This is a genomic window from Winogradskya consettensis (genome assembly GCF_018332715.1).
Lineage (GTDB): Bacteria > Actinomycetota > Actinomycetes > Mycobacteriales > Micromonosporaceae > Actinoplanes > Actinoplanes consettensis.
This window is the reverse complement of the sequence record NZ_BOQP01000046.1, coordinates 115,584-137,285: the sequence shown is the minus strand read 5'-3', so window position 1 is coordinate 137,285 and position 21,702 is coordinate 115,584. Positions and strand designations below refer to the sequence as shown.

At 71.1% G+C, this 21,702-nt stretch carries 12 protein-coding genes and 1 pseudogene; 7 read left to right on the top strand and 6 right to left on the bottom strand.

Going from position 1 to position 21,702, the window contains the following annotated elements; translation table 11 throughout:
• Positions 1-30 precede the first annotated feature (30 nt).
• From Aco04nite_RS37590 to Aco04nite_RS37580, 3 genes are all read right to left on the bottom strand, one after another.
• Positions 31-7,461 (bottom strand): hypothetical protein, encoded by a 7,431-nt coding sequence (locus tag Aco04nite_RS37590; protein WP_213001992.1) that lies wholly within the window; start codon positions 7,459-7,461, stop codon positions 31-33.
• A gap of 382 nt (positions 7,462-7,843) precedes the next feature.
• Positions 7,844-8,611, bottom strand: coding sequence for an enoyl-ACP reductase FabI (gene fabI, locus Aco04nite_RS37585; protein WP_203834481.1), 768 nt, complete (start codon positions 8,609-8,611; stop codon positions 7,844-7,846).
• A 31-nt stretch (positions 8,612-8,642) separates the two neighbouring features.
• Complete coding sequence (locus Aco04nite_RS37580; protein ID WP_203834482.1) at positions 8,643-9,347, bottom strand: beta-ketoacyl-ACP reductase; 705 nt, start codon at positions 9,345-9,347, stop codon at positions 8,643-8,645.
• A gap of 202 nt (positions 9,348-9,549) precedes the next feature.
• Here Aco04nite_RS37580 and Aco04nite_RS37575 point away from each other — a divergent pair, with 202 nt between their 5' ends.
• From Aco04nite_RS37575 to Aco04nite_RS50115, 4 genes are all read left to right on the top strand, one after another.
• On the top strand, positions 9,550-10,965 hold the full coding sequence (locus Aco04nite_RS37575; protein WP_213001991.1) for a sensor histidine kinase: 1,416 nt from the start codon (positions 9,550-9,552) through the stop codon (positions 10,963-10,965).
• Positions 10,962-11,615 (top strand): response regulator, encoded by a 654-nt coding sequence (locus tag Aco04nite_RS37570; protein WP_213001990.1) that lies wholly within the window; start codon positions 10,962-10,964, stop codon positions 11,613-11,615. Before Aco04nite_RS37575 ends, Aco04nite_RS37570 begins: the two co-directional genes overlap by 4 nt.
• A 354-nt stretch (positions 11,616-11,969) precedes the next feature.
• Entirely contained in the window at positions 11,970-12,893 is a 924-nt protein-coding gene (locus Aco04nite_RS37565) for an alpha/beta hydrolase (protein WP_244876581.1), read from the top strand.
• A 125-nt stretch (positions 12,894-13,018) separates the two neighbouring features.
• Positions 13,019-14,221 (top strand): hypothetical protein, encoded by a 1,203-nt coding sequence (locus tag Aco04nite_RS50115; RefSeq protein WP_344646585.1) that lies wholly within the window; start codon positions 13,019-13,021, stop codon positions 14,219-14,221.
• Positions 14,222-14,671: 450 nt separating this feature from the next.
• Here the strand turns inward: Aco04nite_RS50115 and Aco04nite_RS37555 are convergent, their stop codons facing one another.
• The 3 genes and pseudogenes from Aco04nite_RS37555 to Aco04nite_RS37545 form a co-directional block, all read right to left on the bottom strand.
• Positions 14,672-15,622 (bottom strand): VWA domain-containing protein, encoded by a 951-nt coding sequence (locus tag Aco04nite_RS37555; RefSeq protein WP_213001988.1) that lies wholly within the window; start codon positions 15,620-15,622, stop codon positions 14,672-14,674.
• Entirely contained in the window at positions 15,619-16,605 is a 987-nt protein-coding gene (locus Aco04nite_RS37550) for a DUF58 domain-containing protein (protein WP_213002072.1), read from the bottom strand. Before Aco04nite_RS37550 ends, Aco04nite_RS37555 begins: the two co-directional genes overlap by 4 nt.
• Positions 16,606-17,401: 796 nt before the next feature.
• Positions 17,402-18,502: pseudogene (locus Aco04nite_RS37545) on the bottom strand (AAA family ATPase); the annotation flags it as partial.
• A gap of 586 nt (positions 18,503-19,088) precedes the next feature.
• Here Aco04nite_RS37545 and Aco04nite_RS37540 point away from each other — a divergent pair.
• The 3 genes from Aco04nite_RS37540 to Aco04nite_RS37530 all read left to right on the top strand — a co-directional run bounded on the left by Aco04nite_RS37540 (position 19,089) and on the right by Aco04nite_RS37530 (position 21,701).
• A complete protein-coding gene (locus Aco04nite_RS37540; RefSeq protein ID WP_213001986.1) occupies positions 19,089-19,295 on the top strand; it encodes a hypothetical protein in 207 nt (68 codons plus the stop codon).
• A 10-nt stretch (positions 19,296-19,305) separates the two neighbouring features.
• Positions 19,306-19,848, top strand: coding sequence for a PH domain-containing protein (locus Aco04nite_RS37535; protein WP_213001985.1), 543 nt, complete (start codon positions 19,306-19,308; stop codon positions 19,846-19,848).
• 308 nt (positions 19,849-20,156) lie between these two features.
• On the top strand, positions 20,157-21,701 hold the full coding sequence (locus tag Aco04nite_RS37530; protein ID WP_213002071.1) for a PH domain-containing protein: 1,545 nt from the start codon (positions 20,157-20,159) through the stop codon (positions 21,699-21,701).
• The last annotated feature ends 1 nt before the right edge of the window (position 21,702 follow it).

The following is a 21,702-nucleotide window of genomic DNA, read 5'->3' as shown; positions in this document are numbered from 1 at the left end:
CCGGTGGCGCCCACTCACCCCTGGCCCCGGTCAGCTTTTCCGCGCGGGCCGTTTGCGCGCTCCGACCCGCAGGAACATGCCGCCGATCATCAGCATCACCGAGAGAACCAGCAGGCCGACCAGGTTCTGACCGGTCTTGGGCAGGTTGTCGGTGCCGGTCCCGCCGTTATCCGAATTGTCGGTAGGTGTGTCCGTGACCGCCCCCGCGATCGACAGCAGCGCCTCGATCGTGTTGTTGACCACATTGCCCTCGGGGCTCGTGGTGCTGATCGTCACGCGTACCGGGTGCACGCCCTTCTTGGCAGTCGAGGTGATCCGCAGCGACAGCCACAGCTCGCTGGTCGCCCCCACCGCCGCGTCGGGCCCGTCGCAGACCACGGCGTTCTCGTCGCCGAGCTCGTCCGGGATGCAGTCGATCGTCGCCAGCTCGTCGTCGGTCGCCGCCGCCTGCGCCAGCGCGCTGCCCGCCGCCGCGCTCTGCGCCGAGGCGTCGAGCAGGACCCGGGCCAGCACCAGGTTCACCCCGGTCGGCGGGTCGACCTCGAACACGATCCCACCGGCCGTCTGCGACCCGTTGTTGCTGTACGGCATCTTGATCAGCACCGTGCCCCCGGCCCTGGCCGTGGTCGTCTTGCGCTTGAGGCTCAGCTCCAGGTCGACCCGCGACGCGACCACCGAGATCGCCGGCAGCGGCTGGTCACCGTCGTCGGCACAGCTGTTGTTGGCCGGTTCGGCGTCCAGGCAGCCCCCGTCGATGGTCGTGCCCACGCTGACCGTGCGCCCCACCACGAACGGGATCCGATAGGTGTACTCGTCGCCCACCGCAAGGTCGCGGGTGCAGGTGACCACGTTGCTGCCCTCGTCCCACGAGCAGTCGTCCGGCAGCGGCGAGCCCGGCGTCAGGTCCGTCGGCACCTTCAGCGTCATCACGTGCGGGCTCGCGTCGTTCGGGCCCGGGTTGCTCAGCGTGATCGGCAGGACCGTCTTCTGCCCCGGCGCGGCCGGGTTGACGGTCGGCTCACCGAACGTCGTGGTCACCGTGTCGGTGGCCTCCCCGGTCGTGACCAGCACACCCGAGGCGACCAGCTGGTCGGTGGTGCTGTCGTCGTCGGTCAGGGTGACGCTCGTCGCCGTCCACTTGTCGCTGTCGCTCGCGCTGCCCGACACGGCCACGTCCAGCGTGACCGTGATCGTGCCCGCCGAGACCGCCATGTCGGTGCAGGTCACCTCGCTGGTCCCCACGTCGCAGCTGCCGGACGAGTTGTCGCCGTCGCTCGACACCGGCGTCGCGCCGGTGACCTTGAAGCTGCTGGGGATCCGGTTCAGCGGCACGACCAGGCTCAGCCCGTCCCGGTCACCGGTGTCGGTCACCACGACGGTCGGGTCGCCGGTGCTGCCCGGTGCGATCTCCTGCGGCCCGAACGTGATCTTCGCGGTCTTCGTCAGCGGCTGGTACAGCGCGAACTCGCCGTCCAGCGTGATATCCGACAGGCAGGTGGCGGTGCCGTTCACCGTCACGCAGCCCCCAGTCGCCGGGAGCGTCGGGTCGGCGTCGGTGTTCACGATCACCGGCAGCAGCCACACCCGGGCGTTCTGCCCGACCGTCTGGTCGAAGCGGCAGTTCAGCAGGATCGTCGAGGCCGGGGTGCAGTCCGCGGCGGCCTGCCCGGACAGCACCCCGAACGTCGTCTGGCTCGGCGCCGAGATCGTCGCCGTGTTCCCGGTCGCGTCCGACGGGCCCACGTTGGTCACCGTGGCGGTGATCGTCGTGGTGTCACCCAGCTTCACCGGCGCGGACGGCCCGGTCAGCGCCACCCGCACGCCGGGCACGGGCGGCCCGGTCGTCACGATCGTGCCGGTGCCCCGCACGGTGTCGGTGCCGCGGGTCACGGTGATCGCGCTCGCCGTCCAGGCCACCCCGGCGGCGAGCCGCGAGGCGGTGGTCGTCACGATCGTGACCGCCTGGTTGACGCCCTTGACCAGGCTGACCCCCGTGCACAGGATCTGCACGGCCTGCACCTGGCACGACGAACCCGTCGGGCCGGTCGCCGAGGTCACCGAGAACGTGTTCGGCAGCTCGGTCAGCGGAACCGTGATCGTCAGATTGCTCTCCGAGCGCTGCGCGGTCACCACGACGTATCCGGTGCCGGTCAGACCGGGGGTCGCCGTGCCGCCACGGGTGCTCACGGTCAGCGCGTCGTCCAGCGGCGACCCCAGGGTGATGTCCGGGATCGGGCTGTCCGGCGGGTACGTACAGGTCGCACTGCGGTTCGTGTCGATGCAACCACCCGTCACCGGCTCGTCCGGGTCCGCCGCCGCCGGCACCCGGATCTGCAGCGTGAACTGCCGGTTCGTGTTCGCCGCCACGTCCATCGTGCAATCCACCTGGGTGGCCGACGACCGTACGCAGATCTGCGCTGCCGTGCTGTTCAGCAACCCGAACGTGGTGCCGGTCGGCGCACGGAACACGAACCGGGCGTTACGGGCGTCCGACGGCCCCGGGTTCGTGACCGTGATCGCCAGGTCACCGGTCCCACCGGGCTGCAGGGTGCCCGGCGCCGGGCCGACCACCGTCACCGTCAACGGCGCGTCGGCGGCACCGACCGTCGCCGCGGTGACCGTACGGCTCACCGACTCGCCGGCACGGGCGACCGTCACCGCCGGAGCCCACACCGCACCCGGCAGGGCAGCCCCGGTCGCCGACAACGCCACCCGCAGGGCAACGCTGCCACCGGCACCGACACCGAAATCACCACACGTGTACGCGGCCCCGGACGTCGTACAGGTCGCGCCGCCGTCCACCGTGATGCCCGTGGTCGTGACCCCGGCCGGCAAGGCGTCGCGCGGGATCGTCACCCGTACGCCGTCGCGGGCCTGGCTCATCGCCACCGTGAAGGTCGTCGTCGCCGTGCGCCCCGGCACCAGCGGCACGTTCGTGGCGCTGACCGTGGTGATCCGGCCCAGCGGGGTGGCCAGCACGATGTCGGCCAGCTGCTGGTCCCCGGTGCCGCCGCACGCCGCGTCGCCGTCCAGGTCGATGCAGCCGCCCGTGACCGAGGACGACGGGTCGTAGTTGCCGGGGATCACGATCGGGAGGTCCCAGACGAGGGTCGCCGGCGCCAGCCCGAGCGTGACGGAGCAGCTGATGCGGGTCGCGCTTTCCCGCGTACACACATCCGACATCGGCGCCGTGAGCGCGCCGAACGCCGTACCCGGCGGAGCCTTGAGCGTGACCAGCGCATCCGTGGCCGCGGAAGGCCCGGAGTTGGTCAGTGTGATCCGCTCGATGGCCGTGTCACCCGGCAGCGTCGTGCCCGGCGCCGGAGCGGTCACCGTCGCGTTCAGCGTGTACTCCGGCGCCCCCGTGCGCACCAGCAGACCCGAACCGGTCGCCGTGTCACCGTTGGAGTTGGCCGCGATGATCGCCCGCGTCGACCAGACCAGGTTCGCCGGGGCGTTACCCGGCACGGTCACCGGCACCGTGATGATCGCACCGTTCGCCGGCACGTTCACGCCCGTGCACCGGATCGCCTGCACCAGCAACATCGGCAGGCAGACACCCGTCGTGCTCGAGCTCACCAGGCCCACGACCATCTGCGCCGGCTTGGTGTCCGTCGGGATGGTGATCGTCAGGTTCGTCTGTGCCGGGCTCGCCGACAGCAGGACCAGCGCGTTGCCGGAACTCCCCGGGGTGATCCGCGCCGGGGTGGTGCTGATGTCCACCTGCCGGTCGAACGGTGTCGCCAGCGTGATCGGCGGCAACGGCTTGTCCGGCGTCGGCGTCTCGCAGAGCCCGTTGTTGTTCAGGTCCACGCAGCCACCACCGAGCGGCGTGCCCGGGTCGGCACCCGGCGACACCACGATCGGCAGCTTCAGGATCACCGGATCGTCATCGGGCGTCAACGTGATCGTGCAGACGGCACGGGTCGGCGACGCCAGCCGGCAGATCCCCGACGTCGGCGGGCCCAGCGGCCCGAACGTGCCACCGTCCGGGGCGAGGACGCTGATGTCCTCGTCGTTCACGTCGGACGGGCCCAGGTTGTCGATGTCGATCGTCAGGTCACCCTGCCCGCCGGGCGGGATCGGACCCGGCGGCGTCGAGGTGACATCCAGGGTGAACCGCGGCGCGGCGACAACCGCGAGCCGGGCCCGCGCCGACACCGACTGCGCACCCCGGGCCACCCCCACGTTCGTGGCCGTCCAGGTCGTCCCCTCGGTCGCCGCCGACGTCGCGGCCACCCCGAGCGAGATCGTCGCGGTCTGACCGGCGTCGGCGGTCACACCGGAGCAGGTCACTACCGTTGAGGTACGCGTACAGCTGCCGCTCGTGCTGGTCTGGCTCACCACCGACAGGGCAGGCGGCAGCTGACCCAGCGGGACCGTCACCGTCAGGTTCGTCAGGGTGCCGCGCGTGGCGGTCACCGTGACCCGCGCGACGTCCTGCAGGCCCGGAGTCACCGTCGCCGGGTCCGAGTCGATCGTGACCTGCCGGTCGAACGGCACCAGCAGCACGATCGGTTCGATCCTCTTGTCGGTCGTGTCGCAGACCCCGTTGTTGTCGAGATCCACGCAACCGCCGGTCAGCGGCGTGTCCGTGCCCTCGCCGTCCGGCACGAGCAGGCGCAGCACCCACTGCGGGCCCTGGCCACCCGCCACGATCGGCGTAGCCGTGCACTCCACCACGGTCGGTGACGTCAGCGTGCACCCGGCGGGGAAGGGGGGCACGAACGTCGTGCCCTGCGGCGCCCGCACGCTCACCTTCGCGGTCGCGGCGTCCGACGGGCCGGCGTTGGCGACCACCACGGTCACCTGCGTCGTGTCACCGGGCTGCACGGTGTTGTCCGGCGGGCCGGTCACCGTCGCGCTCAGATCGATCACCGGCGGGCCCGTCACGGCCAGATCCGCGGGCTGGGTCAGCGTCTCGTCCCCGTCGGACACCTTCGTGGCCGTCGAGGTCCAGTCCGTGCCCTGCGCGACCGCCGGACCGACCGCGACCGTCATCGCCACCTCACGCGGCTGGTTCGGCGTCAGGACCAGGCCGCTGCAGGACACCGCGTTCGCACCGATCGAGCACGAACCCGAGGTCGCCGTGGTGCTCACCGCGGTCAACTGGAACCCGGCCGGCAGATCCGGGGTCGGCACGCTCACCGTCAGACCGGACTCGTCCTGCGTCGACGTCAGCCGCAGCTTGGCGACACCACTGGTACCCGGCGTGATCGTCGCCCGGACCGGCACGACGTTCAGCCTGGTGCCCAGCGGCGTGCGCAACTGGATGCTCGGCAGACCCTCGTCCTCCGGGTCGGAGCAGTCCGCGTCCCCGTTGAAGCTCACACAACCACCGTCGAGCGGCGTCGCCGGATCCGCGTTCGCCGCGATGGTCAACGGCAGCACGAACACCACGTCGTCATCCGCCACCAGCGTCACCGTGCACCGCAGCGCCGCCGGCCCGGTCACCGTGCAGCGCTGCGCCGCCGTACCCGTCAAGGTGCCGAACGTCGTCGACCGCGGCGCCAGGATCGTGAACACCGACGCGGTCGCGTCCGAGGGGCCGTCGTTGGTCACCGTGACGTTCATGGTCGTGCTCTGACCAGGACGCACCGTACGCGGAGCCGGCCCGGTCACGTCCACCGAGAACGTCCACTGCGGCGTCGCCGTGACCATCAGCCCCGACGCCTGCCCGGTCGAGTCACCGCTCGCCGCGCTCACCGGCGCGCCCGGCGTGGTCGTCCAGTTCGCCGTGACACCCGACGCCAGCGTCACCGGCACGGACACCGTCACCGCCCCCATCGGCGGCACCGTCACGTTGGTGCAGTAGATGCTCGCCGAGTTGCTGACGCACGAACCGCCACCGGACGTCGTCACGTTCCCGACCGTGTAACCAGCGGGCGGCGCCGGGATGGTCACCGACGTGTTCGTCCCCGCCGTGATCCCCGAGTTCGCGACCCGCACCCGGACGATCGCCGCGGGACCACCCGGAATCGCGTCGACCGGCGTGATCGTCACCCCGTTGTTGAGGTTCACGTCGGGATCGCTGACGGTCAGCAGCCGGCCGGCGCCGGTCAGCGCGTACCCGTTGAGGCTTGCCGCGATGCCGGTCAGATCCCACGTCGTACCCACCGGGGTGGTGGTGGTCGCCGCGGCCTTGACCGTGATCTCGATCTTGTCATTGGCGGGCACCGTCACCGACGAACACGTGATCGTGCTCGCGGACACCGTGCACGGATTGCTACCCACCGCGGCACTCACGACGGAGACACCGTTCGGCCGGCCCGCCAGCGGCACCGTCACCGTCGTCGTCGCGTCGGACGGGCCGCCGTTGCTCACGGTGATCGGCGTCTGCGCGGTCTTGCCCGCCGGCAACGACATCTGCGTGACGACGATCGACCCGCTCGTCGTCTGCGGGGTCCCGACCGTCACCAGCCGGCCCGCGCCACTCACCTCGATCGTGGTGCCGGTCAACGCCGGGAACGGCGTGCTGACCGCGGTGATCGTGCCCGCAGCCGGCTGCCAGTTGCCCGCACCCGCCGCGTTCGCACCCACGGTCACCGGCAGCGACACGGTGACACTCCCCGCGCCCGGCACGGTCACACCGGTGCAGCGGATCAGCGTGGTGCTCGCCGTCGAACAGGTACCGCCACCGGTCGTCGTGACGTTGCCGAGGGTGTAGCCGGTCGGCGGGGCGGGGATGGTGATCACGGTGTTGGGGGCCGCCACTTCACCGGCGTTGGTCACCGCCACTGTGGGCGTACCCGTCATGCCCGGGGTGATGGTCCTGGCAGTGGTGTCGATCGCCCCGAACTTCACCACACCCGAACACGTCGACTCCGCGACCACCACGGTGCCGGTGGCGACGCCGGCCGCCGCCAGCTGCAGATTCAGCGCCTGAACCGTGAAGACCAGGCGGCCGGTGCTCGCGTTGTACGTGGCGGTCTGCTTGTCCAGCTTGCCCGTCAGCAGGTTCGGCAGATTCAGGTCCAGACCGGTCGCCGGGTTGACGTTCGCGCCGAGCGCCGTCAGGTTCAGGACATCGGTCCCGCCGGTGACAGCCGCCGGGGTCATCGAGCAGGCGGTGCTGACGGTGTCCGCGCTCACCCCGCCCGAGCCCAGCAGGTTCAGGCCGTCGACCTTCGCCGCGGCGTTACCGCCGTCGCCGTCCGGGCCGGTCACCGCGGAAACCGCACCGGTGCCGACCACGCCGGGCAGGCTCACGTTCGCCGTCGTCTTGGTGTTGATCGACTGGCCGGTCTGCCACGTGCTCTGCGGCGTCGTGATCGGGCCGAGCGGGAGCCCGAGCAGGCTCAGGGTCGCGCGGATGCCCTGCGCCGTCGTGTTGACGTTGGCAGGGGCGGCCTGGGCTGCGCTGGGCGGACCCACCAGCGCCACGGCGAGCAGGACGACGGCGAAGATCGCCGACCGTTGCGAGAGCACCGAATCATCCCGGAACAAGCGTGTATGCACCACGAGCCAGACGCTAAACCCCGCAAAAGCGAAAGATCTTTTGTTTCCGAATAACCCTCACAAGTCTGACGTATCAGCGTGCCGACGCATTTGTCACGTTAGGGTCTGCGGCTTTGTCCGACGAGTGGCTTCGGGGCAGCGTAACCGCCGCCGCACCGCCTTAAGCATCCTAGGAGGCTAGGCAAAAGGGTAGGCAGCTTGGCCTGCGGGCGTTGGGCCGGACTGCGGGGGTCGGGGCAGGCGTTGGGGCCGGGCGCTGGGCCGGGCGCTGGGCCGGGCGCTGGGGGGCGAGGCGCGGGGGCGAGGTGTTGGGCTTGGGTGGCGGCGGCCGGAACGCAGCAGGGGCCGCGCTTCCGCGCGGCCCCTGCTTTCAAACTGCGATGAGTCAGGCGCCGAGGGCGTGGTACCCGCCGTCGACGTGGATGATCTCGCCGGTGGTGGCGGGGAACCAGTCCGAGAGCAGGGCGCAGATGGCCCGGGCCGTCGGCTCCTGGTCGGTGAGGTCCCAGCCGAGCGGGGCGCGGTTGGCCCAGGCGTCCTCGAACTGCTCGAAGCCGGGGATCGACTTCGCCGCCATCGTGCGCAGCGGGCCCGCCGAGACGAGGTTGCTGCGGATGCCCTGCTTGCCGAGGTGCAGTGCGAGGTAGCGGGACGCCGACTCGAGGCCCGCCTTGGCCACGCCCATCCAGTCGTAGACCGGCCAGGCCTTGGTCGCGTCGAAGGTCAGGCCGACGATGCTGCCGCCCTGGCCCATGAGCGGGACGCAGGCCGTGGCGAGCGACTTGTACGAGAACGTGGAGACCTGCAGCGCCTTCGCCACGTCGTCCCAGCCGGCGTTGAGGAACTCGCCGCCGAGGACGCTCTGCGGGCCGAAGGCGATGGAGTGGAGCACGCCGTCGAGGCCGTCGACGTGTTCGCGGACCTTGCCCTCGAGCGAGGCGAGCTGCTCCGGGTCGGTCACGTCGAGCTCGATCACCGGGGCGGGCTCGGGCAGCCGCTTAGCGATCCGCTCGACCAGCGAGAGCCGGCCGAAGCCGGTCAGCACGACCGTGGCGCCGTTCTCCTGGGCGATCTTCGCCGCCGAGAACGCGATCGACGCGTCGGTGATGATGCCGGTGATGAGCAGCCGCTTACCGGCCAGCAGTCCAGACACAGATTCTCCAGTTTTCCGAATTATGGAAGGGTCAGTGACCCATGCCGAGGCCGCCGTCGACCGGGATGACCGCACCCGAGATGTACGCCGCGCTGTCCCCGGCCAGGAACGTGACCGCCTGGGCGACCTCGTCCGGGGCTGCGAGCCGCCCGGCGGGGATGGCCTTGAGGATCTCCGCCTTGCGCGCGTCGGACAGCACGTCGGTCATCTCGGTGTCGATGAAGCCCGGCGCGACCACGTTCGCCGTGATGTTACGGCTGCCCAGCTCACGGGTGATCGAGCGGGCCATGCCGACCAGCCCGGCTTTGCTCGCCGCATAGTTCACCTGGCCCGGTCCGCCGTAGAGGCCGACCACCGACGAGATGAAGATGATCCGGCCCCACTTGGCACGCAGCATCTTGGAACTGGCGCGCTTGGCGACCCGGAACGAGCCGGTCAGGTTGGTGTCGAGGACGCGCGTGAACTGCTCCTCGGACATGCGCAGCAGCAGCGTGTCGTCGGTGATGCCGGCGTTCGCGACGAGCACCTCGACCGGGCCGAGCTCCTTCTCCACCGTGGTGAAGGCGGCGTCGACGGCGGCGTTGTCGGTGATGTCGCACTCGACGCCGAAGAGGCCCTCGGGCGCGCCACTACCTCGATGGGTGACGGCGACCCGGTCACCTTGTTTGGCGAAAGCCTGCGCGATGGCGAGGCCGATGCCACGGTTTCCTCCGGTCACCAGGACGGTGCGGGCCAACGCGCTGCTCCTTCTTTCGTCACGGGTCGCCGCGGCCGGGTGCACCGCGGAGACGGATCGCTCGAAGACTAGGCGTTACCAGCCGGTATCCGGAACCCGGACCGGGCCGCAGGGAGGCGGCTCACGTCACACTCAGGTAGGGGGTCCAAGATACGACCCTGGTCCGACGACGCGGGCAGCAATCGGCCGTAGCCTGCCGGACATGGAGATTTTCGGCCCGCTGCACCGGCTGGCCGTCGGGCGTGACAGCCGGCGGCCCCTGCCGGCATCACGCTTCCATGTGTACGCCGTTCCCCTCGGACTTCTGGTCCTGATCGGCCTGGGGCTGGGCAATTCCGCCTACCTGACCGACACCCGGGGCCTGGCGTCCTGGGTCGCTGCGACGCTGACAGTTCTCACGGTGCTGCCAGTGGCCCTGGTGTCCGCGGGGAGGCCGCTTTTCGCGTGGCGGGTGGCGTACCCCGTGGTGTTCCTGGGGGTCATCGGGTTGCAACCGAATGAACCATGGCCGTGGACCCCGATTCAGCTCCTGGCTTTCCTGGTGGTCTTCGGCGGGCTGGCGCTGCGCGAGGAGTCGGGTGTCATCGCGTGGGCGACAACCCTGACCATAGTGCCCATCTTTGTGTACGCCCCTGAGGCGAACGCCTGGGGAGCCGCGACCGGCATCGTGGCGATAGCCCTCGTCGGTGACACCGTGTCCCGTCGCCGCCGTTCCCGTGAGCAGCTCGCGGAGCAGGCCGAGCTGACCGAGCTGGAGCAGGCCCGCCGCGCGGTCCTGCAGGAACGCACCCGGATCGCCCGCGAGATGCACGACGTGGTCGCCCACCACATGTCGATGATCGCCGTCCAGGCAGAAACCGCGCCGTACCGCGTGGACGGTATCGGCGAGCAGGCACAGCAGGAATTCCTGGCGATCGCGACGGCCGCGCGGGCAGCCCTCACGGACATGCGCCGCCTGCTGGGCGTCCTGCGCTCCGACAACGAGCCGGCGCTCGCCCCGCAACCCGGGCTCTCCGATGTGGTCGCGCTGGTGGCTGCCGCGTCCCGGGCCGGCATCTCGGTGACGTTCCCGCAGGCCACCTCGTTGCCGTCGGACGTGCCGGAGGCGGTCGGTTTGGCGGCGTACCGAATAGTGCAGGAAGCCCTGGCGAACGCCGCCCGGCACGCGCCGGGCGGCCAGGTCCACATCGCGGTCCGCGGGGCTTCCGGTGCGTTGCTCGTCGAGGTGGAGAACGGGCCGGCGGCGGAGCCTGTCCCCCGGCCCGCAGGAAAGGGCGGCCACGGCCTGATCGGGATGCGGGAGCGGGCAGCGGCGCTGGGCGGATCGCTGGACGCCGGACCGCAGAGCCGGGGCGGCTTTCTGGTCGCGGCCCGCCTACCGTTCACGGCGTCGCCAGGCGGGTCGTCGCCAGGCGGGTCGTCGCCAGGCGGGCCGACCGGAGACGCGGTGGCGGTGGGCGCGGCGTCCGGACATCCGGTTGCGGCGGCGGCGCCGGACGGGACGGCTGGACAGGCGACGGTGGTGGCCCCAGCTCCCATGCCCGGACGATCGACGGCGGCAGCGTCATCGCCCGTTGTGCCCGGACAGGCGACGTCAGCCGGGGCGGCGGACGCGTGATCAAGGTGCTGATCGCGGACGATCAGGCGATGGTGCGGCAGGGTTTCGGGGCGCTGCTGGCCGCCCAGCCGGACATCCTCGTGGTCGGTGACGCGGCGGACGGTGAACAGGCCGTCACCGAGACCCGCCGGCTCGACCCGGACGTGGTGCTGATGGACATCCGCATGCCGGTCCTCGATGGCATCGAGGCCACCCGGCGACTGACCCGCTCCCCCGGCCCGCGCATCCTGATCCTGACGACATTCGACCTGGACGACTACGTGTTCGCGGCGCTGCGAGCCGGAGCGAGCGGATTCCTGCTCAAGGACGCACCGGCCGCCGACCTGGTCCACGCGGTCCGGGTCGTCGCAGCCGGCGAGGGGCTCCTCGCACCCTCGGTGACCCGCACGCTGATCGAGGAATTCGCCTCCCGCCCCCACGCGGACCGCCCCCGCGCGACCGCCCTGAACGGCCTGACACCCCGCGAGACCGAGGTCCTGCGCCTGATCGCGCGGGGGCTGTCCAACCAGGAGATCGCTGCCGCACTCGTGGTCGCCGAGCAGACCGTCAAGACCCACGTGGGCCGCGTCCTGGCCAAACTCGGGCTACGTGACCGGGCGCAAGCTGTCGTCCTGGCCTACGAAACAGGACTGGTAGCAGCCGGCGAATAACGGACCGGTGCCCAGCGGACCTGTGCACAGCGGACCCGTGCACAGCGGACCCGTGACACACGGCCGGACAACAGCGGCCCCGCAGCGCGGCCGGGTGACTGGCCGGGCGCCCAGCCAGGCGAGTGTGTGGCCGAGCGGGTGTGTGGCCGGGCGGCTGACTGGGGGGTGACTTGCCGGGTGGGTGACTGGGCGGGTGGGTGACTGGGCGGGTGGGTGACTGGGCGGGTGGGTGACTGGGCGGGTGGGTGGGCGGGCGGGTGGGTGGGCGGGTGGCATATAGCTCTGCGGTATTGCGCCTGGGTGAGCGCTGTGGGGTGACGCGCTGCGGATGGGCGGCAGTCGACGCTGCCCGGTATGCGGATAACGACGATTGCCCTGCTGCTCGCCATCAGCGTTTACGGCCTGCCCGCCCATTTCGGAACCAGCCCGGACTCGCCCGACGTGGCGCTGCCGGTCCGCTTCGGAGCCGGGCCGGACGCATCCGATGTGGCCATGCCCGCTCGCTTCGGAACCGGTGTGGGCTCGGCCGGCGTGGTGCTGCCTGCGTTCGCTGGGCGCAATTTTCTCGAGTATGACGTGCGGGGTGACGGGCGGGCTGTGGAAGTGGTCGGTGATCTGGCGCGGGCTACCCGGATCGCGGTGCTGGTGCCCGGGGTGGACACCACGTTGCGGGATTTCGATCGGGGGCTGGGTGGGGTGCGGCGGCGGGCGCCGGCGGTGCAGGCTCGGGAGATTTTTGCGGCTGTGCGGGCGGTTGATCCCGGTGCCCGGGTCGCGGTGGTTGCCTGGCTGGGCTATGACCCGCCGGAGGGGCTCAACCTGGAGTCTGCCCGGGATCTGCGGGCCCGCGCGGGAGCCGAGGACCTGATTTCCTTCGTACGAGCATTGCCCGCACCCGCCGCCGTCACCCTCATCGGTCACAGCTACGGCGCGCTGGTGATCGGGCTGGCGGCGCCAAGTCTGCCCAGGGTCGCGGATGTGATCGCCCTCGGTGCACCCGGTATGGGCCACAATCGGGCGGCGGATCTGGGCGGGGCCCAGGTGTGGTCGGCGCTCGCCCCCACCGACTGGATCCACCGTATCCCGCAGGCCCGGATCGGTCACCTGGGCCACGGACGACGCCCGTCGAACCCCCGGTTCGGCGCGGTCGAACTCCCCACCGGCGGCGTCACCGGCCACGACGGCTACCTCAGCCCCGGCTCCGAAACCCTGGAAGCAGTCGCCGAAATCGTCCTGACCCCGACACCGCCCCGCCGCGCACCGGGCAGCGCCCTGTGAGCACCAGGCCCGAGCGGACCGGCACGCCCAGCAGCGAGGCCGAGCCCGGCGGCACGCCCAGCACCACGACCGAGCAGAACGGCACACCGAGCACCACGACCGGATCGGGAGACACGCCCAGCACCATGCCCGAGCCCGGCGGCACGCCCAGCAGCGAGGCCGGGCCGGGTGGGTCTCGGGCGGGTGGTGTGGCGGTTCGGGATCGGGGTGTTGATGTGTTGCGGGTCTGGGCCATGGGTGGCGTGGTGGTGGGGCATTGGCTGGTTACCGGGTTCGTTGTGGGGCCGGATGGGTTACGTAATGCCAGTCCGCTCAGCGCTATGCCGTTGTTCGCGCCGGTGAGCTGGGTGTTGCAGACGCTTGGGCTTTTCTTCTTCGCCGGCGGGTTCGCCGCCGCTCGGTCGCGGCTGTCGGCGACGCAGGGCGACCAAGGGGTACAGCGCGACCAAGGGGTACGGCGCGAGCCCGAGAAACAACGCGAACACCAGACGCAGCGCGAACGGCGGACATGGGGCGAACGGCGGACATGGGGCGGTGGGAGCGGGGGGCTGGGGCGTACCGGGAGGGGGGTCTTGGGGCTGGTTGGGGGGTGGGGGGTTGTGCTGGGGGCTGGTGTTGTTGCGGGGGTGCCGGGTGGGACGTTGCGGACTGTGGGGTTGGTGGTGGTCAGTCCGTTGTGGTTTTTGGGGCCCTATTTGGTGTTGCGGGCCTGTAGCGGGTTTCTCGTGCGGTGGGTCGGGCGGTACGGCGTGCTCGTTGCCGTTCCGGCGGTGGTGGTGGTTGTGGGAACGGACCTTGGGTGGGTGCCCGGTGGGGTAGCTGTGGTGGCGGGGTGGGTGGTGCCGTGGGTATTGGGGATTGCGGTGGCGGGTGGGGTCGGGAGCAGGTGGGGCGGGGTGTGGATGGTTGTCGGCGGGGGTGTGGTGCTCGGGCTGCTCGTGACCGTCGGCGGGTATCCCGTGAGCGCTGTCGGGGTGCCGGGGGACGGGCGGTCGAATCTTGCTCCGCCCTCGCTGGTGGCGGTGGCGCTCGGGGTCGCCCAGATAGGGGTATTTCTCGCTCTCCGCAAGCCCGGGCGCACCGGGGCGGCGTGGGCCCGGAGGGCGGTTCGGGAGGTCAACCGGGTGGGCGTACCCGTGTATCTCTGGCATCAGAGTGTGTTGCTGGGGGCGGTGGCTGTTTTCGCAGGCCGGGGTGGGTTGGTCGGGGTTCCGGACGGGCGCGGATGGGTGTTCGAGCGGGTCGCGTGGCTGCCGGTGCTCGGGGTGGGGCTGGCGGCGGTGGCCGGGGTGAGGTGGCGTACGACACGGTGGGGCCGAATTTCTTAATTTGCGCTTAAGGAGTACTGTCTGGCTCGGTTCTAGACGGCCCCTACCGACGGAGGTGATCGCTGTGCGAGATAGCGATCCTCCTAGTCGTGGCCGGGCCGCTCGTCAGCCGCTCTGAGCCCTCCTCGCACCCCGTCATCGGGGTGCGCAGGCCGGTCATGACCCGCTGACCCAGTTTCCCTGATGCCTCCTGCCACATCCGTGTTCGCCGCCGCGTGCCCGGATGTCCGTCGCGCTGCGCCGCGGCATGGCAGGGGGTCCCGGTCGCGACTTCCTGGTGCGCACTTTCCCCGTACGCCCTACCGGAAAGTCATAGCCATGAACCGTTTTGTCGCTCCGCTGAGCTTCACCATCGCCGCCGCCTGGGTGGTCGTCGTGTTCGTCCTCGTCCACAACAACCCGTGACCGGGATGCTCGGCCCTTGGCAAAGTAAGGGCCGAGCAAAAAAGATCACGGCAGGCGGGACGTCCAGAGCAGGCTCAACGCCGCCGCCGCGATACCGAACAGCAGTGCCGTCCCGGCGTACCACTGGGTGATCTCGCGGGGTTCGGTCCGGTGGCCGATGGAACTGCCCATGTCCTCGTAGACCTGTTTCAGCTCACTGACCGAGGCCGCTTCGTAGAAGTAGCCCTTGGTCTTCTCGGCGAGCTGCTGCAAGGACAACCGATCCACGGGTACGCGTTGCAGCGCCCCACGAATATCGACCACACCGGTGTCCGTGCCGAACGCGATCGTCGAGACCGGCACGTTCGCCGACTCGGCAGCCGTGGCGGCGTCTTCGATCGAGCGTCCCGAGGTGCGGTAGCCGTCGGAGAGCAGCACGATCCGGGCGGGCGGGGCACCGTCCGCGCCGTCCGACGGGACCGAGCGGATCGCGTCCAGGGACGTGAAGACCGCCTCGCCGGTCGCCGTGGCCTCCGCGAGGGTGAGGCCGTCGATGCCGGCGATCACGGCCGCGCGGTCCTTCGTCGGGGAGACGAGCACGTTCGCCGCCTTCGCGAACGAGACCAGGCCCAGGTTGTAGGTCGGCGGCAGCTCCTGCACGAACGCCTTCGCCGCCTCCTGCGCCGCCTCGATGCGGTTGGGGGCGACGTCGTCCGCCTCCATCGACAGCGAGACGTCGATCGCCAGCATGACCGTGGCGCGTTCGAGGGGCTCGTCGCGGTCCACGGACGGGCGGGCCAGGGCGAGCGCCAGGATCAGCAGGCTCAGCAGGAACGCGCTGGCCGCGATGTGCTTGCGCCAGCCCAGTCCCTTGGGGGCGAGCGTGCGCAGCAGGTCCACGTTGGTGAACTTCATGGCGTACTGACGTTTGCGGAACTGGCGCCACACGTACGCACCGGCCACGAGCAGCACGGGCAGGACGGCGAGCAGCCACCACGGTTGCAGGAAACGAATCATCGGGTGGTCCCCCGGGTGCGAGCGTGTCTTTGGGCGGCCACGAAGCGGACCATGTCCAGCAGCCAGTCGGTGTCGGTACGAAGTCTCAGGTGAGCGGCCCCCGCGGCACGCAACGCCCGCGCGATCTCGCCTCGCTGCTGCCCCGCGGCCTCAGCGTACCGAGCCCGCAGACTCGCGTCACCGGTGTGCACCTCGTGCAGCGACCCGGTCTCCGGGTCGGCGAGGGTCAGCACGCCGACGTCGGGAAGCTCCAGCTCCCGCGGGTCCACCACCTCGATGGCGAGCACGTCGTGGCGTACGCCCAGCTTGCGGACCGGCCGGGACCAGCTCTCCACCGGCGCCAGGAAGTCCGACACGACCACTGCCACACCCCGGCGGCGCGGTGGCCGGTTCAGCATGTCGATCAACTCACCCAGATCCGCACGACCGGGCCTGATCTCGGTACGCGCAATCGCGCGCAACAGCCCCTGAGCCTCTTTACGACCGGGCCGCGCGGGGAGGCGCACGACCGGTGCCTGCTCAGGTGGTTGCTCGACGGTTTTCCGGCGGCGTTTCCAGAAAGGGGCGCGCTCACTGCGTACGGTAAGACCCGAACCTGTGCCCACCACCGCGCCGATCCTGTTCCCACCGCGGACGGTCAGGTGCGCCATCGCGGTCGCGGCCGCCAGCACCAGGTCACTCTTGAGATACCGCGCGGTGCCGAAATCCAGGCTCGCCGACAGGTCGATCGCCATCCAGGTCTCGAGTTCCCGATCCGCCACCGTACGCCGGACGTGCGGCATCGTCGTCCGGGCGGTCACCGGCCAGTCCATGCGGCGTACGTCGTCACCGGGGCGGTATTCGCGGCTCTCGCCCGCCTCGCTGCCGGGGCCGGGGAGCAGGCCCGCGTAGTCGCCCTGGAGCAGGCCGTCGAGCTTGCGGGTCACCAGCAGTTGCAGGCGCGCGAGAACCACCTCGGCGCGAGCGGTGCCGGCACCCGTGATCGGGGGCGGGAGATCCGCGGTGCGGCCTGACCCGGATTTCGCGGGCCTGCTGCTGGTGGTCGTTGCTGTGCCGCGGCCGTTGCCCGCCGTGGGTGCGTAACCGCCGTTGGGGGCGGTCGGCTGGGGACCGGTGCTGGGCGACGAGGCCGGCGCGCCGGTGAATCCGTTACCTGCAGCATTCGCCGTCGCGTAGTCGGCGCTCGCCCGGGAGGGCGAGCCGCTGGCGTAATCGATGCCCCCGGACTGGCCGGCGGCAGGCGATGCGCTCGAATCGGAAGCACTCGGCGCAGTGCCTGCCGGGCCGGAACTGGCCGGGCCGGCGGTGGTTGATCCGGCGGTGGTTGATCCGGCGGCTGGCTCGGCGGGTTCGGCGGGTGGGGGCGGGTTGTCAGGTGTCGTCACGGGCGGACCGTCACTGCTGTCCCGGCCAGGTCGGCTGCTGGCCGGTCGGTGGCTGGCCGGTCGGTGGCTGGCCGGTCGGTGGCTGGCCGGTCGGTGGCTGGCCGGTCGGTGGCTGGCCGGTCGGTGGCTGGCCGGAGCGCACCTGACCCGGCTGCGGCTGACCCGCGTCCCCGGGGCCACCCTGGGCGCCCTGGCCCGGCGCACCCTGTCCCGGACCACCCTGGCCCGGACCGCCTTGCGCGCCCGGGCCGGGCTGGCCGCCGAAAGCGCCCTGGTTGCCGAAGCCGGCGAGGCCCGTGGGGGCGGCCTGGCCACCCATGGCTCCGGGGCCGACCGGGTAGGCGCCGGGGTGCGGATACGGCACGCCGCTCGCCGGGGCCGGGACGGCCGAGACCTGGCCGGGGTAGCCGCCGTTCGGCGGGGCGGCCGGCGTGTGACCGTTGGACGCGTCCTGGCGGGAGGCGACCGAGGGCATCGGGACGCTGGACATGATGCGGGCGACGATGTGGTCGGCGGGGATGTCGTCGGCGAGGGCGTCGTAGCTGAGGACCAGACGGTGGCGCAGGATGTCCGGGGCGATGTCCTGGACGTCCTGGGGCAGGGCGTAGTCGCGGCCGCGGAGCAGGGCCAGGGCCCGGGTGGCGCGGACGATGCCGAGGGAGGCCCGGGGGCTGGCGCCGTACTGGATGAGCTGGGCCACGTCGGGCATTCCGTGCTGCGCGGGGGCGCGGGTGGCGAGCACCAGGCGGACCGTGTAGTCGACCAGGGCGTTGTGCACGAAGACCTGGTCCGCGCGGCGCTGCAGGGCGAGGAGGTCGTCGGCGTTGAAGATCGTCTTGGGCTCCGGCGCGCTGACGCCCATGCGGTAGACGATCTCGCGTTCCTCGGCGTCGGTCGGGTACCCGACGATGATCTTCATCAGGAAGCGGTCACGCTGGGCCTCGGGGAGCGGGTAGACGCCCTCCTGCTCGATCGGGTTCTGCGTCGCCATGACCAGGAACGGGTCCGGGACGCGGTGGCTCTCGCCGCCGATCGACACCTGGTGCTCGGCCATGACCTCGAGCAGGGCCGACTGGACCTTCGCGGGAGCGCGGTTGATCTCGTCGGCGAGCAGGAAGTTGACGAAGACCGGCCCGAGCTCGACGTCGAACTTCTCACTCGACTGGCGGTAGATCCGGGTGCCGACGATGTCGGCGGGCACCAGGTCGGGCGTGAACTGCACCCGGGAGAACGAACCGCCGACCACCCGGGCCAGCGTCTCCACGGCGAGCGTCTTGGCGACACCGGGCACACCCTCGAGCAGCACGTGGCCGCGGGCGAGCAGCGCCACGAACATGCGCTCGACCATCCGGTCCTGCCCGACGATCACCCGCTTGACCTCGAACATCGCCCTTTCGAGCTGGGTGGCGTCCTGCGCGGGCGGCACCGGGGCTCCCGCCGGGTTACCGGTCGCGGAAGCGCTGGTCGTACCCTCGGGCGTGGTCGGCTGGGCCACCGGTCCTCCAACAGCGTGTGCACTTCGCGGTCGAGTCGGCGCGTATGCCGACGCTCAAGACTTACACGACCATGCTGGGAGCAGTCCGGCAGTGCCGCATTACGCGCCGACGCCAGACTACGGAGATGTCGATCTTTCTGCGCGATACGCACGGACGGGCACAACGAGCGGGTAGACGAAAGCCCGGATCACCCGTGTAACATTCACCCCGTCGCCGGGCGACTTCCCCCGTGGTCGCCCGGCGCTCAAATATTCGCCGTTCCCGCTGGTTGTCCGCGGTTTCGAGCAGCGACTCCACTCCCCACCGGCCCGGTTCGCCCGATGTCCGCAGCCCGCCGGTAACGGACATTCCACTCCGGCGAAATGTCGGAAAGAACCACACCGGCCCACCGGTCACGCCGGGCGAGTTGAGACCGCCCCCCTTTTCAGTGCGCAAACCACAGCCGCCGCCGTGCCCACCCAACTGCGGAACCACGCCGGCCCCAGCCGCCGCCTCCGCTTCAGTCCTACTGCCGAACCGAACCGAGCCCGGCCGCCGGTTGTGCCCACGCCCGGCCACGCGACCGGGGCGGGTACGGTCGGGGGCGTGGTGGAGGAGCTTGCGGTTCAGTGTTCGGCGAAACGCTGCCGTGAAGCGGCGCTGTGGGAGCTTCGGTGGAACAATCCGAAACTGCACTCCGACGCGTACCGGAAGATTTGGCTGGCCTGTGAGCTGCACCGGGAGACGCTGGGTGAGTTTCTGGGGGCCCGGGGTTTCCTGCGTGAGGTGACCGCGTTCCGTCCCACCGCCTAATCTTTCAAAGGTGACCGAGCTTTCCGGCGTGACTCAACCCGGCGCCAACCCGCCGGGCGCACCCCTCAGCGCCCTGGAGCCATGGCCCGAGACCGTGCAGTGGCGGCCCGTCTCGCGGAGCCTGATCACTGTGGAACTGATCAACCGCGCCTCCTTGGTGGTCGTCGTGCTCGCCGGCCTCGGCGCCGGGTGGTGGTTCAACCGGCACTGGTTCTGGCCCGCGGCGATGGCGCTGGTGGTCGTCGCGGCGATCTGGCGCTCGGTGGTGACCGTGCGCGCCGTCCGCGCCTGGGGCTACGCCGAGCGCGACAACGACCTGCTGGTCCGGCACGGCCTGGTGGTGCGCAGGCTCTCCATCGTTCCGTACGCGCGGATGCAGTTCGTCGACGTCACCGCCGGCCCCCTCGAACGCGCCTTCAAACTCGCCACGGTTCAGCTGCACACCGCCTCGGCCGCCAGCGACGCCAAGATCCCCGGCCTCGACCCCGCCGAAGCCGCCCGCCTCCGCGACCGCCTCACCGCCCTCGGCGAAGACCGGGCCGAGGGCCTGTGACCGCCCCCGACGCCCGCCCCCAACCCGACCCGCCCTCGCCACCCGGCCCCACACCTCTGCCCGCCGCCACACCACACGCCGACCCCACACCCCTGCCTGACCCGACACCGCAAGCCGGCCCGGCATCGCAGTCCGGCCCGGCACCACAGCCCGGTCCAGCACCACAGCCCGGACCAGCACCACAGCCCGGACCAGCATCGCAGGCCGGCCTGACGCAGCCCGGACCGCCTGCACAATCCGCTCCCAGCCCCCATTGGCCGGGCACACACCCGGCCTATCAGAGCGAGCCGCCCACCCACCCAAGTCAGCTGGCAGGGCCGCCCACCCGCCCGGGCCCTCCGAGCGGACCACCCACCCACCCAGGCCTGCCAGGCGGACCGCCTACCCACGCGGGCCCGCCAGACGGGCTGCCTGCCTACCCGGGTCTGCCGGACGGGCCGGATGCGGGCGGGCACGGTGCTGAGGGTGGTGGAACCCGGGGCGAGCCGCGGCGGCGGTTGCATCCGCTGAGTCCGTTGCTGAACGGGGCGAAGTCGATTGCCGTGATCGTGGCGGCGTTGAGTTGGCAGACGTTGTCGCAGGTCGGGCTGGAGCGGTTCGCGATCGTGGTGGCCGTGCTGGCCGTGGGGGTGGTGATCTACTCGGTGATCGGGTGGTTGAACACCGGGTATCACCTGGTCGGGCGCGAGCTGCGGATCCAGGACGGGTTGCTCTGGCGGCGGAACCGGGCGATCCCGCTCGACCGGTTGCAGGCCGTGGAGCTCAGGCGGCCGTTGCTCGCTCAGCTGACCGGGCTTGCCGAGTTGCGCCTCGAGGTGGTGGGCGGGGGCAAGACCGAGGCGCCGCTTGCGTACCTGTCGGTGAAGGAGGCTTCGGCGTTGCGGGAGCGGTTGCTCGCGCTTGCCGGGCGTACCCCCGGATCGGGAGAGCAGGCCACCGCTGAGCAGGCGCCGATGCCGGAACGCCCGTTGTTCCGCGTGCGTAACCGGGATCTCGTGATCAGCCAGTTGCTCACGCCGCAGGCGTTCTTCCTGCCCGTCGGGGTGGCGTTCGTGGTCACCCAGTTCGTGCTGGAGGGGTCGTGGACGTTCATCGGTATCGCGAGCACCGTGACCGCGATGGCCGGTGTGGTGCTGCAGCCGGTTCGCCGCGTGCTGCAGGACTGGGATTTCCGGCTGGGGCGTGACGCGGACGGGCGGCTGTCGGTCCGGTTCGGACTGGTGGAGACGCGGAGCCAGATCGTCCCGCTGAACCGGGTGCAGGCGATCGGGGTGACGTGGCCGCTGTTGTGGCGCCTGCAGGGCTGGCTGCATCTGCGGCTCGACATCGCCGGGTACGCGGGACCGCAGTCAGGTGGCGACGACAAGCGCTCCGACCGGTTGCTGCCCGTCGGGGTGTTCGAGGCGGGCCGGTTGCTGGTGTGGGAGGTGCTGCCGGGTGTCGATCTGGGGGCGCTGCCGACCGCTCCCCCGCCGCGCCGGGCCCGCTGGCTGCATCCGTTCGCGTTCCGGGCGATGGGTGCCGGGCTGACGCCCGAGGTCTTCGTCGCCCGGACCGGCGTGCTGACCAGGGAAATGACCCTTGTTCCGTACGCACGCCTGCAGAGCGTCCGCGTCATCCAGGGCCCGGTGCAACGCCTGCTGGACCTCGCCACGGTCTACGCGGACACGGCCGGCGGGCAGTCCGGGGTCGCGAAGGACCGGGACGTGGCCGAGGCGTGGTGGCTGGCCGAGCAGCTGTCCATCCGCGCCCGGCAGGCCCGCGGTCCCGCACCGCTGATGACGTCCACGGTGAACGAGCCGGTCGACGCGCTCTGGCAGCGACCCGATCGCGCCCAGGCACCGACGGCATAGG